The sequence below is a fragment of the Myxococcus stipitatus DSM 14675 genome, from assembly GCF_000331735.1.
Classification (GTDB): Bacteria; Myxococcota; Myxococcia; order Myxococcales; family Myxococcaceae; genus Myxococcus; species Myxococcus stipitatus.
The window spans coordinates 5,121,584-5,135,260 of record NC_020126.1 but is presented as its reverse complement, the minus strand read 5'-3'; the positions used below and the strand labels follow the sequence as shown (position 1 = coordinate 5,135,260).

Annotated in this window: 10 protein-coding genes; 2 read left to right on the top strand and 8 right to left on the bottom strand. The window is 68.3% G+C overall.

From position 1 onward, the window contains the following. Positions 1-7 precede the first annotated feature (7 nt). Together MYSTI_RS19890 and MYSTI_RS19885 are read right to left on the bottom strand one after the other, a co-directional pair. The gene (locus tag MYSTI_RS19890; protein ID WP_015349578.1) at positions 8-397 is read right to left on the bottom strand and encodes a hypothetical protein; all 390 of its coding nucleotides are present in this window, start codon (positions 395-397) and stop codon (positions 8-10) included. Between the two features lie 201 nt (positions 398-598). Next, complete coding sequence (locus MYSTI_RS19885) at positions 599-1,498, bottom strand: LysR family transcriptional regulator (RefSeq protein ID WP_015349577.1); 900 nt, start codon at positions 1,496-1,498, stop codon at positions 599-601. A 103-nt stretch (positions 1,499-1,601) separates the two neighbouring features. Here MYSTI_RS19885 and MYSTI_RS19880 point away from each other — a divergent pair, with 103 nt between their 5' ends. Beyond that, complete coding sequence (locus tag MYSTI_RS19880) at positions 1,602-2,183, top strand: glutathione S-transferase family protein (protein ID WP_015349576.1); 582 nt, start codon at positions 1,602-1,604, stop codon at positions 2,181-2,183. On the opposite strand, the gene MYSTI_RS19875 is transcribed toward MYSTI_RS19880, so the two are convergent. Further along, complete coding sequence (locus MYSTI_RS19875) at positions 2,184-2,912, bottom strand: AraC family transcriptional regulator (RefSeq protein WP_233278329.1); 729 nt, start codon at positions 2,910-2,912, stop codon at positions 2,184-2,186. It abuts the gene before it with no gap. 116 nt (positions 2,913-3,028) lie between these two features. Between MYSTI_RS19875 and MYSTI_RS19870 the strand changes: the two genes are divergently transcribed. After that, on the top strand, positions 3,029-4,876 hold the full coding sequence (locus tag MYSTI_RS19870) for an AMP-dependent synthetase/ligase (RefSeq protein WP_015349574.1): 1,848 nt from the start codon (positions 3,029-3,031) through the stop codon (positions 4,874-4,876). 63 nt (positions 4,877-4,939) lie between these two features. On the opposite strand, the gene MYSTI_RS19865 is transcribed toward MYSTI_RS19870, so the two are convergent. From MYSTI_RS19865 to MYSTI_RS19845, 5 genes are all read right to left on the bottom strand, one after another. Then, positions 4,940-6,997 carry a LamG domain-containing protein gene (locus MYSTI_RS19865; RefSeq protein WP_015349573.1) on the bottom strand — a complete coding sequence of 686 codons (2,058 nt, stop codon included), beginning with the start codon at positions 6,995-6,997 and terminating at the stop codon, positions 4,940-4,942. Positions 6,998-7,181: 184 nt separating this feature from the next. Continuing rightward, positions 7,182-8,552, bottom strand: coding sequence for a TolC family protein (locus tag MYSTI_RS19860; RefSeq protein WP_015349572.1), 1,371 nt, complete (start codon positions 8,550-8,552; stop codon positions 7,182-7,184). Positions 8,553-8,645: 93 nt separating this feature from the next. Beyond that, a complete protein-coding gene (locus MYSTI_RS19855; RefSeq protein ID WP_015349571.1) occupies positions 8,646-11,756 on the bottom strand; it encodes an efflux RND transporter permease subunit in 3,111 nt (1,036 codons plus the stop codon). Positions 11,757-11,795: 39 nt separating this feature from the next. Continuing rightward, positions 11,796-12,905, bottom strand: a complete 1,110-nt coding sequence (locus MYSTI_RS19850; protein ID WP_015349570.1) for an efflux RND transporter periplasmic adaptor subunit — start codon at positions 12,903-12,905, stop codon at positions 11,796-11,798. Positions 12,906-13,048: 143 nt separating this feature from the next. Continuing rightward, positions 13,049-13,639, bottom strand: a complete 591-nt coding sequence (locus MYSTI_RS19845) for a TetR/AcrR family transcriptional regulator (RefSeq protein WP_015349569.1) — start codon at positions 13,637-13,639, stop codon at positions 13,049-13,051. Between the last annotated feature and the right edge of the window lie 38 nt (positions 13,640-13,677).

The window sequence follows — 13,677 nt, the reverse complement described above, 5'->3', positions numbered from 1 at the left end:
CTTCACGTCAGGGCAGGCACGCAGCGCAGGAGCCCGACAGCCTGCTGTTGGCGACGAACGCGTCGAAGTCCGCTTTCGTCGTGACGGCCGCGGTACCGAAATCGGCGTAGACCGCCCAGGTCGCGGGCGTGGCCACGGCGTCCTTGAAGGTTCCGCCGTGGTAGTCCACGCCGCTGTTCGACTTGAGGAACTTCCACCCGGAGCTGTTGTTCCAGGGGCGGCAGCTCGCGAAGGTGGCCAGGTAGCTCGCGGTGGGAGCCCCTCCGCGCCCCTTCCACAGGTAGCACGCATTCGCGGGCACCTGGGGGGTGGGAGCTGGAGCGGGCGGCGTCTGTGCGTCAGCCCCCGTCATCAGCAGACAACTGCCCAGCGAAAGAAAAGTCACGAATCGGCGCATGAGGTCATTCGTCTCCGGTAGAGCCCGTCGAGGACGGGCCCGCGCCCGGTTTGCAAACCCCATGCGCATGAAAGAGAAAGCCCGGCCTGGGGACGGCGTGTGGATGTCCTCGCGGCGGGACTCGCGCTGACACGTCAGCCCGGGTCCATGACGTGTCAGTCCTTCCCGCGGGCGCGGACCTCCCCCGTGGAAACCCCTGACTCAGCGCCGCCCGCGCCGAGTCCCTCGCCGAGGCGGTGGCATGGGCTCGACCAGCGTCGCCAAGGCGTCGACGAAGTGCCGGACCTTGGGTGGGAGGTTCACCCGGCTCGGATAGACGACATGGATGGCCCGCATCATCGCGGGCTTGGAGTCCCAGAGGATTCTCAGCCGGCCATCGCGGACGGCGTCCTGGCAGAGAAGGGCTGGCACTCGCGCGATGCCGACCCCAGCGGTGGCCGCCTCGCAGGCCAGCTCCAGGTCATTCACCGTCAGGACCGGATCGACCCGGGACTTCACGCCCTCCACCTCCCAGGTCTCGAACGCACTGAAGCCGATGCAGCGCGCGGTGCGGAGCTCTCGGGCGCTCGGGGTGCCGTGCTTCGCCAGGAAGCGAGGACTCGCGACGTAGTGGACCGCGCTCTCCCCGAGCTTCCGCGCCACGAGGGATGAATCGTCGAGCGGACCGATGTGGATCGCGACATCCAGCCCCTCTTCGATGAGGTCGACGCGGCGGTCCGCCAACACCAGCTCCAGGCGCGCCTTCGGATGGCGGTTGAGGTAGGTCGAAATCACCGAGGTCAGATAGCGCCGTCCATAGAGCACCGGTGAGGAGACTCGCAGCAGTCCCGTCGGCTCCACCTGCCGCTGCTGGACCTCGCTGTTCGCCACGTCGATCTGCTCGGCGATGGCCGCGCAGCGCTCGTAGTACGTCGCGCCAGCCCCCGTGACCCGCAGGCGCCGGGTCGTCCGCTCGAGCAGCCGCACCCCGAGCTGCTCCTCCAGGTTGCGAATGCGCTCGCTGACCGACTGCTTGGTGATGCCGAGTCGCTGCGCGGCCCGGGTGAAGCTCTCGTCTCGGACGACCGTGACGAAGAGCAGCATGTCGGAGGGGGAGACCATGGTCGTCAACACTAGCCTGACAATCCGTCCACCTGGAGCCTCATTGTCGGAGGGGCCATTCCGCGACAGGTTGGTCCCGCCTTCAACCCACGGGAGTGCCCCCATGAAGCTCTACTTCGCCCCCAGGACCCGAGCGACCCGCGCCCGCTGGCTGCTGGAGGAACTCGAGGTCCCCTACGAACTGGTCACCCTCGACCTCGCCCGCCAGGAGAACACCACCCCTGAGTACCTGTCGGTGCATCCCCAGGGCGAGGTCCCCGCCCTGGTCGACGGGCACCTCACGCTGCTCGACTCCCTGTCCATCTGCCTTCACCTCGCGGACCGGTTTCCGGAGAAGCACCTCGCGCCGCCGCCCGGCTCCTCGGACCGGGGCCGCTACTACCAGGGGATGGTCTTCGCCGAGACGCGCCTGGAGCCCGCGGTGATGGAGCTCTACAAGAACCCGCAGCGGGCCTCCGACGTGAGCATGCGGCACCCCCTCGCGGTGCTGCTCGACATCGTGGACAAAGCCCTGGGGACTCGCGACGTCCTCGTGGGAAACACCTTCACCGCCGCCGATGTGCTGACGGCCTCCCTCCTCCATCTCGCGAACACGCTGATGCTGCTCGACGCGCATCCCCGGCTGGTGGCCTACGTCCGGCGCCACACCCAGCGGCCCGCGGTGCGGCGGGCCGTCTCGGGTTGATCAGCGCTTCACCTCGGGGACTCGGGGCTCGAAGACGGAGCCCAGGAGCCCGTGGGTGAAGACCTTCGAGGGCGGCAAGCCGAACATGCTCCGAAACAGCCGTGAGAAGTGGGCCGAGTCATAGAAGCCCGCGGTGTGGGCGACCTCGGTGAGATTGCGCCCCCTGAGCGCGAGCGTCGTGGCCCCCAGCATCCGGTGCCAGGCGCGATAGGCGCCCATCGGCACGCCGACCTGCTCCCGGAACCGGTGCTCGACGAGCGACGTGGAGACGCCTTCTCGCTGCGCCAGCGTCCCCGCATCGGAGGGCACCTCGTCGGAGGTGGACAGGAGGGACGCGACCCGCGCGATGCGGGCGTCGACGGTCAGCGGAGCGGGCCCCAGGTTCAGCGCGTTCTGGAAGAGCTCGGTCCAGGGCTCCTGCTTCCGCGCGGACAGGGCCTCTCCCACGGCCGTGCGCAACACGGTGGCGTCCACCTGATGGCGGAGCCCGACGCCGGGCTCCAGGAACAACACCGCCATCCGTCCGCCATGGAAGTCGAGTGCATGCCATTGCCAGCCGCGCACGAACGCGGCCTCGTGTTGCTCGACGCGCCCCTCTTCGTCGATGAGGTCGAACCCATCGTCGAGCCCCACCAGCACGGCGTTGGCGGCGAACCGATGTCTGGGCAGCTCGTGGAAGCGGCCGACGTACAGCGCTCGTCCCCCGCCCAGCAACAAGTGGCTCTGCATGTGCAGAATCATACAAGCGTGGACCGAGGCGCCGCACCTAGCTTGGTGCGTTGAGCCCTACCGCTCCCCTGCCCCCACCCGTCTCGATGACTCTTCGTTCGACCAGAGGAGGCCTCATGGCCGATGAACACTCGTCTCTTTCCCACATGATTCTCGACCGGGCGCGGACGTCGCCGCAACGCGTCGCATTCCGTGTGCGACGAGGCGATGCCTATGTCGACGTCTCCTGGTCGGACGTATCACCGCGAATCGAAGCCATCGCCGCCGGGCTGCTGAGCGCCGGCCCGGTGGACGACGGCGCCTGTATCAGCATCGTCGGAAACACCTCGATGGCCTCGTGTCTCGTCGACTTCGCCGCGCTGACCGTCGGCCTCAAGACAGTCCCTGTCTACGCGAGCCTGCTTCCAGAGGAAGTCGGCTACATGCACATGGACACCGGCGCACAGGTCATCGTCGTGGACGACGCGAGCCAGCTCGACAAGGTGCGAGCGTTCCGTGCGGGCTTCACGTTCTTCGAGCGGACCTACTCCCCCGCCGACTACACGGCTCGGGCGAAGGTGGTGGTCATCCATCCCGCGGGCCTGGCCCCCGCGGACGACTGGGAGAGCCTGGAGGCCCTGGAGGCCCGAGGGCGCGCCCGGCACGCGGCCTTGGAGGGTGAGATGCGCCGGCGTGTCTCCCTGCTTCGCCGGGAGCACGTGGCGACCTACACCTATACCTCGGGGACCACCGGGGCTCCGAAGGCGGTGATACAGACTCACGACAACATGCTGGCGATGCTCGAGGACGTCGCCGAGGCCGGCATGATGGATGAGGCGGTCCGCGAGCACGGCCTGTTCCTCTTCCTCCCCGCCGCGCACTCCTTCGGACGCATGGTGGAGTTCTCGGGCCCGTTCTTCGGCGCGCCCCTGGTCATGTCCTCCGTGCCCACGCTGGCGGCGGACCTCGCCGTGGGGCGTCCGGGGTTCTTCCCCGCGGCACCTCGGGTCTTCGAGAAGATGATGGCGAAGATCACGAGCGCCATCGAGAACGAGCGGGGCCTGCGGCGGAAGCTCGTCGGCTGGGCGCTGGGCGTGGGGCGACAGGTCGCGACCCGAGGCATCGACGGGAAGCCGCTCCCACTCTGGCTCGCGGCCCAGCGCGGACTGGCGGACCGGCTGGTGCTGTCGAAGCTGCGCTCACGCCTGGGATTGGACCAGGCCTCCGTCCTCCTCTCGGGCGCAGCGCCCTTGCGCGTCGACGTCCAGATGTTCTTCCTCTCCCTGGGGCTCACCGTCCTGGAAGCCTATGGGCTGACGGAGACGTGTCCGGGGCTGACCATCAACCGCAAGGAGAAGGTGCGCCCGGGGACGGTGGGCATCCCGTTCAAGCGGTGTGTGCTCAAGGTGGGCGCGGATGGAGAGCTCCTCGCGCGGGGGCCGAACATCTCGCGGGGCTACTTGAATCGCCCGGACGCCACGGCGGACTCCTTCGATGAGGAGGGGTGGTTCCGGACAGGAGACCTCGCCACCATCGACGCGGACGGGTTCGTCCGCATCATCGGGAGGAAGAAGGAGCTGCTCAAGACGAGCGGTGGGAAGTACATCGCGCCGCTGAAGATTGAAGCCCAGCTCAAGCAGCACCCGCTCATCCAGGAGGCCGTCGTCATCGGCGAGGGACGGCACTACTGCACGGCCCTGTTCGCGCTCGACACGGAGATCCTCGCCGAGGTGGCGCGCCGCGAGGGGATTCCCGCGGACCCCGCGCACCCACGCATCGACAAGGTCCTGAAGACCCTGGTCGCGGAGACGAACTCCGGCCTCGCGTCCTTCGAGAGCATCAAGACGTTCCGAGTCTCCCCCGGCCCGTTCACCGTGGATGGCGGCGAGCTCACCGCGTCGCTGAAGGTCAAGCGCCACGCCGTCGTCCGGAAGCACGCGGTGCTGATCGAGTCGATGTACGGCGCCGCGGAGTCCGCCCACTAAGACGCGCGACCGAGGCTCCTGCACGGGCGGGAGCCTCGGGGCGCGGTGGAGCCAGCGCGGACGTCAGCAGTTGGACGGCTTCTGGGTGAGGGCCCAGACGAAGAGCGCGAAGTTCGCCGCGAGCTCGATGATGAGGATGGCCAGGTACGCGCCGCCCGTGGCCCACAGCGCGGCGACCTGCAACATGAGCAGGCCGCAGTTGATGGCGAGGGACCACCAGCTCCCCGTCAGCACGGCGCCGAAGATCTTCCCCAGGGTTCCCGCGGTGTAGAACGCCTTGAGGATCCGGATGATGTTTCCAGCGTCCTGGGTGGAGCTCTTCGCCACGTTCTCCACCGTGTTGAGCAGGACGGTGCTCTCCGAGACGGCCTTCTGGATGGGCGAGACGAGCCGCGCCCCCACGAAGCCCACGCCGAACGCGGACAGGATCAGCGAGAAGGCCGTCGCGACGACGGTGACAATCCACCCGATGCACTGGGTGTTGACGCTCAGCTCCATCCGGCCGGCCTCCACCTTGCCCTGCCGCGTGTGGTGGTAGAAGACATACTGGTTGCCTTCGACCTGGCCCGTGAAGGCTCCCACGGGCGGGCTGCCCGAGCTCCCCACTCGCGCGAGCCCCTGGTACAGGTTGTTCCGGGCAAGTGAGCGGATCCGCTCCCGCATCGACTCAGGCAGCGAGGCCACCAGCGGCTCCAGCGACTCGAGGACGTTCTCCGCCTGGTCCTTCGTCAGCAGCGTCTGCGAGGGGAAGGCCACCTGCTCCGCGAAGCTCCACTTCGCCGAGGGCAGCGGCGGGTCCGCCACCAACATCTGCTGCGCCGCCAGGTTCGACCCCGGAGGCGGCGTGGAGTCCGACGGGGGCGTGACGACGATGTCTGGTGTAGCGGTGTTGAGGAGCACCGGCGGATGGCCCGTCACCTGGTTGCCCAGGACGATGCCATTCCACGCGTAATAGGCGACGCAGCCCTCCGCGTCGCTCGGGTCCTGCGACATGTACTGCTGCACCTCGGTGGCCGAGAGCGCACGGGACCAGAGCGCCGCACCCTGGAGGTGGCCCTGGAAGTCGTGGGCGGCCCCACCGTCGACTTGGGTGGTGGACTCGGCGCCAAACAGCCAGATGGGCTGCGTCAGCGTCGGCTGGACCACGCCCGGAATCTCCATGTCCAGCACGCCATCCAGATAGAGCGTCAGCGTGCTGCCATCATAGGTGGCCGCCAGGTGGTGCCAGCCGCCGGGTGGCATCTGCAGGATGTGCCCCCAGCCCCGCTTGCCGTCGGCGACATACCCGCTGCACTGGAGGTTGTAGCCGACACCATCCCACTGAAGGCCCAGGGTGAAGCCTTCGTTGGTGACGGCATCCAGGCACGAGAACAGCGTGTGCGACTCCGATTGGTAGGCGGAAGGCGTCTCGAGGTGGAACCACGACTGGACGCTGAACGGTCCCCCATCCGCGGACACCGTCAGGTTGTCTCGGGGCGAAGGCTGCGCGACGCCATTCACCAGGCGCAGCGCCGGGGCCAGCATCAACACCTGTGCGCCACTCGAGAAGCTGGCCTGCGTGTGATTGTTTCCAGAGACATCCGTGCTGGTGCCGTCACTGAAGCTGTAGCAGGCGGCGAGCGTCGGGCCCTGCGCTGGGACCTCCCACAACGGCTTGAGCTCATCCCCGGACTTCGCCGCCGACCAGAAGGCGACGTTGAAATACTGCGCATCGCAGCTCATGCCGAGCACGAACGGCGACGTGCTCGAGGTGATGTTGGACTGGCTCCCCTCGATGAGGAGCGTCCCATCCACATACACCGAGTAGTTGCCGGCGCGGCTGCCTGTCGACTCGAAGTTGACCAGGACGTATTGCCACTCGTTGGCCCGGAGCTCCAGAGCGGAGACCTGACGCGAGGCCATTCCCGGGAGGCTGAACGTCAGCAGAAGGCCATGCAGTCCCACGTACCAGCTCGAGCCGGACGACAGCACCTTGCCGTCATAGATGGGCGCGCGGGGGCGCAGCCAGAAGCCGACCGAATAGGATGAACTACCACTCAGGTCCAGCAGGCACTGCCCACTCAGCTGGGCGGATTGCCCATAGCGGACATCGGCGGCACCGTACTGATACATGGGTCTCATGATGTGGACTCCCCCTCGTGAAGTAGGCCCACGTCCGCCCGAATTGGCGGACGTCAGGCTGACTTCCAAACGAAGCAAGGGGCGCGCCATCACTCTCTTCCCTCGCGGGCCCTCAAAACCACACGCCGGTTGCGTTCTGGCATCACGCGGCTGAGTCGGACCAGGACGCGTGACTGACTTTCCATCAGGGCTTCACAAGTGAATGGCCCGTAGGGTCGAAGAGTCCCATCGCGCGCGCCAGTGCCAGCCGTGAGAGCTGGACATTGAGAGACTCGGCGACGACGGAGAGCTGGGCGCTGGCGAGGGTGGCATTGGCATCCGTCACCTGGAGATAGGTGGTGGCCCCCGCGTCGAAGCTCTCCTTGGCCAGGTGTGCGCTCTCCACCGCGAGCTTCACGCGCTCCTCGGCCGTGCTGAGGTTCGCCTCGGCGGTCTCCAGCTCACCGCGGGCCTTGCGCACCTCGTCGCGAATCAGCTCCTCGGTGCCCCGCAGGTTGGCGCGGGCCTCGGCGATTCGCCCGGAGGACTCCCGCAGGGTGGCCTCCCGCAGCCCGCCATCGAAGAGTGTCCATGACAGCGCCAGCCCCGCGGTCCAGGTCCGACTCTGCCCCGTGAGGCCCGCGGCGTTCGTCAGCGAGTAGTTGGCCGTGGCGTGCAGGTTGGGGAGGTACTCGAGCATCACCTGCGTCCGCGTGCCCTGGGCCAGGTCCACGTCCAGGCGCGCGGCGGCGGCATCGGGGCGCCTCTCCAGGGCAGCCCTCTCCGCGGCGGCCACATCGTGCGCCTCGGTGTGAATCGCGACGGCGGCATCCCGAGGCGGGATGACTTCGAAGTCCACGGGCCGGCCGATCAACGATGCCAGGGCGCTCTTCGCGGTCGCGTAGGCATTGCGCCCACGCACGACCTCTTGCTCCGCCTCCTTGCGGTCCAATGTCGCGCGCAGGAGCGCCAGTCGCTCCACGTCCCCGACCTCGTAGCGGCTCTTGGCGTCGCGCTCGAAGCCACGGCGGACGTCGAGGAGCTGCTCCTGCACCGCCAGGGATTCGCGCAGGCTCGCGGCCCCGAGATAGGCCCGCGCCACGGCGAACAGCGTCTCACGGCGAGCGTTCTCGGCCGTCAGCCCGGCGGCGCGCTCGCCGAGATAGGCATTCTGGATGGCCGGCCAGAGTGTCGGAACCAGGAGGGCCTGCTGCGCCCTCACCTCGCCCGCGAGCTGGTTCTTCTTCTGGAAGGGAATGGGCTCGGGCGCATCCGGGAAGGAGAACGACAGCTCCCTCGGGAAGCGCGTGTAGGTGCCGTTCGCGGTGATGCTGGGGAGGTAGTCGGCCCACGCCTTGGCGCTCAGCTCCCCGGCTTGCTGGAGCCTCGCGCGGGTGGCCTCGATGCTGGGGCTCTGCTTCTCCGCCAGGTCGAGCGCCTCCGCGAAGGTGAGCAGCGGATGCTCGGGCGTCTTCGCGTCGGACGTCTTCAGCACCTCCGTGGCTTGGGTGGAAGTGAGCGGGAGCTGGGGAGCCTGTGACAACAGGATGCCTGAGATGAGAACGGGAATGAGCATGGTGATGGCCTGCGAGGAATCGGACATACGAAGGGTGTCGCGGCGCCCGAGAGGCGCCGCGGGATGGAGCCCACGGTGGAGACGACGGTCAGCTCAGAGCGCGCCCTCTTCGAGCCGGCTGGCGGTGGCCGGAGCCTCGACCACCACCAGGGAAGGCGTGTGCCGCCGGCGCTGGGCTCGCGCGACGAGTCCGTCCAGCAGTGAGTACACGACGGGCACGACGACGAGCGTCAGCACCGTGGAGCTGATGAGCCCGCCGATGATGACCAGCGCCATCGGCACGCGCATCTCGGCGCCATCTCCCTGTGCGAGCGCCACGGGCACCATGCCGGCCACCATCGCGATGGTGGTCATGAGGATGGGCCGCAGGCGCACGGGCGCGGCTTGCAGCAGGGCCTCCTTCGCGCTCTTGCCCGCGTCGCGAAGCTGCTGGGTGAAGTCGACGAGCAGGATGCCGTTCTTCACCACCAGGCCCATCAGCATGATGACGCCGATGAGCGCGAACATGGACAGCGCATGGCCTGACACCAGCAGCGCGCCAAAGGCGCCGATGAGCGCGAAGGGCAAGGAGAGCATGATGGTGAACGGGTGGATGTAGCTGCCGAACTGCGCCGCCAGGATCATGTAGAGCAGCAGGATGCCCAGCCCCAGCGCGGTGCCGAACGCGACGGCCGTCTTGTCGAGCTCCTTCGCGTTGCCAGCGAAGCCCCCCTCCACTCCCGCGGGCAGGTCCCGCGCGGCCTGCTCCGTGACGAAGGCCATGGCCTCTCCCAGCGAGTAGCCGGGCGCCAGGTTCGCGAGCAGCGTGATCTGCCGCTTCTGCTTCTGCCGGTCGATCTGCACCGGGCCGTCAGCCGGAGTGATGGCCGCCACGTTGCGCAGCTCCACCAGCTGCCCGCCAGCGGCGCGCACGGTGAGCTGCCCCAGCGCCTCCTCGGAGGCCAGCGTGGACTCCGGCAGGCGCAGCTTCACGTCGTACGTCTCACCGCCCTCGCGGTACTTCATGAACTCGTCGCGGCCCAGGTAGGCCCGCAGCGCCTGCCCGACCTCCGCGGCCGGCACCCCGAGCTGCGCGGCACGCTCACGGTCGATGCGCACGTCGAACTGGGGCTTGCCGCTGCGATACGTCGAGTCGACGTCGGTGAGCCCCGGGTTCGACTTCACGGAGGCGAGCATCTTCTCGCTCGCGGCGATGAGCTGCTCCCAGTTCGAGCCGCGCAGCACGAACTGCACCTCCTGATTGCGGCCACCGCCCCCTTCGCCGGCGTCCTGGACGGAGAGCTGCACCCCCGGGCGCTGAGCCAGGGCTCCGCGCAGACGCGCCTTGAACTCCGTCTGGTCGAAGGAGCGCGCCTTGCGAGGAACCAGGTTCACCAGCACCTCGCCCTTGTGCACCTCCTCGAGCGCGCCGCCGCCCGCCGTGCTGAAGGTCTCCCTCACGCCCTCCAACGTGCGCACCTGCGCGGCGACCCGGCCCAGCTCCTGCTCGGTGTCGTGGAGCGTGGACCCCACGGGCAGCTCCACCGTCACGCGGACGGCGCTGTTGTCGGGCGGCGGGATGAAGGTGAACTTGAGGAAGGACGCCATGCCCAGCGTCAGCACGAGCACGCTCACGGCCACCCCGATGGTCAGGCCGCGCCGCTTCAGCACGCCGTCCAGGATGCGCCGGTAGCCATTCTCCAGGCCCACCAGCACCCGCTCGATGGCGGCGCTCACCTTGTTGGTGGGGGCATGCCCGTGGGCCTTGAGCCAACGGCTGGAGAGCATGGGCGTGAGCGTCATCGACACCCCGTAGGAGATGAGCACCGCCACGGCCACCGTGACGCCGAACTGGTAGAAGAACTGGCCCACCATCCCCTCCATGAAGGCCACGGGGACGAACACCGCGACGATGGCGAGCGTCACCGCGAGCACGGCGATGACAATCTGCTGCGTGCCCTCGAGCGCCGCCTGCATCGGCGTCTTCCCCTCCTCCAGGTGACGGACGATGTTCTCGATGACCACGATGGCGTCGTCGATGAGCAGGCCGATGGAGAGCGTCAGCGCCAGCATGGTGATGATGTTGAAGGTGAAGCCCAGGAGCGCCATCACCGCGAAGGTGCCGATGACGCTCACAGGCAGCGCGATGGCGGAGACGAGCGTGGAGCGCAGGTTGCGCAGGAACAGCAGCACGATGAGCACCGACAGCACGCCGCCCACCAGCATGTCCTCCTGCACCGCGTGGATGGAGGAGCGGATGGTCGTGGAGTTGTCGCTGACCGGAGTCACCGAGACGCCTTGGGGCAGCGACGCGTTGAGCTCCGCGAGCGACTCCTTGACGCCCTCGGCGACCTGCACGGTGTTCGCGCCGGACTGCTTGCGCACCACCAGCGCCAGGGCAGGGCCCGTGTCCGAGCGCGCCAGGCCTCGCGCCTCCTGGGCCCCATCCACCACCGCCGCCACGTCGCGCACCCGCACCGGCGTGCCCTGGGGGCTGGCGATGATGACGTTTCCAATCTCCTCCACGCTGCGCGCCTCGGCCGCCAGCCGGACGACGCGCTCACGGCCGCCCTGGGTGACTCGGCCCCCGGGCACGTCCAGGCTCTGCGCCTGGAGTGACTGGCTCACGTCGCCAATGGCCAGCCCGTAGCCACGCAGCCGCTGCGGGTCGACGACCAGGTGGATCTCCCGCTCGCGTCCGCCGACCACGTCGATGCTGCCCACCCCCTGCTGACTCTGGAGCACGGGCTTCACCACGTCCTTCGCCACCCGCGTCAACTCCTCGATGGTCAACGAGCCGGTGAGCGACAACGTGAGGATGGGCGCCGCGCCGATGTCGAACTTCTCGACGATGGGCGTCTCGATTCCGTCCGGGAGCGCGCGCAGCGTGGCCTGCACGCGATCTCTCACGTCCTGGGCCGCGGTGTTCACATTCGTGTCCAGCTTGAAGGCGATGGTGATCTGACTCACGTTCTCCAGGCTGATGGAGTCAATCTCATCCACGCCGTTGAGGGTGTTGAGCGCCTCCTCGAGCGGGTCGGTGACGGTCTCCTCCATGGAGGCCGGGTCCGCGCCCGGCAGCACGGTGGTCACCGTGACGTAGGGGATGTCGACGTTCGGGTACTGGTCGACGCCGATTCGCGGATAGGCATAGAGGCCGAAGACAACCACCGCCGCCATCAGCATGACGGTGAAGACAGAGTGTTTGATGAAGGTCTTGAGCATGGGCGTGGCGTGCGGTGAAGGGTGTGAGAGCGACGCGTGCTACTGAACGACCTGGAGCGAGGTGCCGTCCTGCAAAGGCAGACTCACGTCGGCGACGACGCGCTCGTCCAGCCCGAGCCCCCGCACCACCCGGACGAAGCCGGGCAGCACCCGCTCCACCTGGACGTCTCGGCGCTGGGCCTTGCCTTCCTGGACCACCCAGACGAAGCCCTGCTGGCCTCGGGCATGGACGGCTTGCGAAGGAAGGAAGAGCCCCGCCTGCCCACCCGCCTCGCTGGAGGAGAGCGTGCCCGAGAAGTCGAGCTCCACCAGCGCCCCCGCGCGCAGCGTCGTGCCCTGGGATTGCGAGGGCAGGACCTCCGCGAGGACCTCCACGGTGCGCGTCTGAGGATCGACGACGGCCCCCAGGCTCCGCACCTTCGCCTCGAACGGAGCCCCGGAGGGATTGAGTGAGCCTTTGACAACAGCGCCCACCTTCACGCGGTCCACGAAGGCCTCGGGCACCGGCGCGCGCACCTCCAAGGACTGGGGATTGACGATCCCGAAGAGGGCCGTGCCCGGCGACATGTAGTCGCCTTCGTTGTGCGCGCGGCTCGTGATGACACCGTCGAAGGGCGCGGTGAGCGTGGCATCCCGCACCGCCTCCTGCGCGCTGTCGAGCGCCGCGGCGGCCTGCTCGGCCTGGGCCTGCGCTTGTCGGAAGCTCACCTCGGCCTTCTCGAGCGACGCCCGAGGGAGGCTGCCGGACTGCGCGAGCACCCTCGCCCGCTCCACGTCGAGCTTCGCCCCCTCCAGCGCGGCCTCCGCCGCCCCCCGCGAGGCCCTCGCCTGACTCACGGCGAGCCGCGCGTTCGTGGTGTCAACCTGCGCGAGCACCTGGCCTCGCTTCACGGTGTCACCCACGTCCACGGTGACGCGGGTGAGCGGGCCCGTGGCCTCGGCGCTCAGCGTGGCTTCCTGCCGGGCACGTACGCTGCCCGTGGCCTGGAGGACCCGCGCCTCCAACTGAGGCGCGGGAGCCACGACCTTCACCCCCACGGGCTTCTGGACCACCGGTGTGGCGGACGCCGGAGACGGCGAGGCACTCGCGCCACCACATCCGACCACCACCGCCGCCACCACCACCACTGCAGTCAAAGGCTTCTTCATCGCTTCGTTCCTCGTCAGGGAGCCGGGTTCGGCTCTTGGAATCAGCACTGGATGACCGATTCAGGTTTCTGGTCAGTCCCGGGCACACGAAGGCCCTCCCCGCCCGGGCGCGAGGAAAGCGAGCTGCGGGGTGAGGGTGGGCTTCAGCCCTTGGGGCTTCGGGCCACGGAGAGACCTTGGAGCCAGACTTCGAAGCAGGCCTCCAAGGCCCGCTGGCGCTGGGCCTCGGGTTCCCTCGTCGTGGATTCGATGCCTACGCAGTACATGAGCTCGACGAGCCCCCGAGCCACCTGCCGCGGCTCGGCCACCGAGAACTCCCCGGCGGCGATGCCTTTCTCGAGGACGGCCGTGAGGATGTCCGTCTCCTCCACCACCATCCCTGGGATGAGCTGCTTCGCCTGCTCTCCAATCTCCACGAGCGTCGCCAACTCGATGCGCTGACCCGTCGGGGACCAGCACTGCGGCCTGATGCAGTAGTGGATGTACGCGCGGAGCTGCTCCGTGGGGGTGGGCCGGGAACGGACCATCTCCTTCAGGTCCGCGAGGGCCTCCGCATGCCCCTTCCGGGCGCAGGCCTCGAAGAGCGCCTCCTTGCTCTCGAAGTGCAGGTAGATGCTGCCCTTGCCGACACCGGCCTTGCGGGCGATGTCCTCGACAGAGGCCTTCTTGAAGCCGTACCGGACGAAGATCTCGCCGGCGGCATCGAGGATGGCGGTACGCGGGTCAGAACTCATTGACCAGATATCTAATCCGGTCAGGAGGTCAGCGCAAG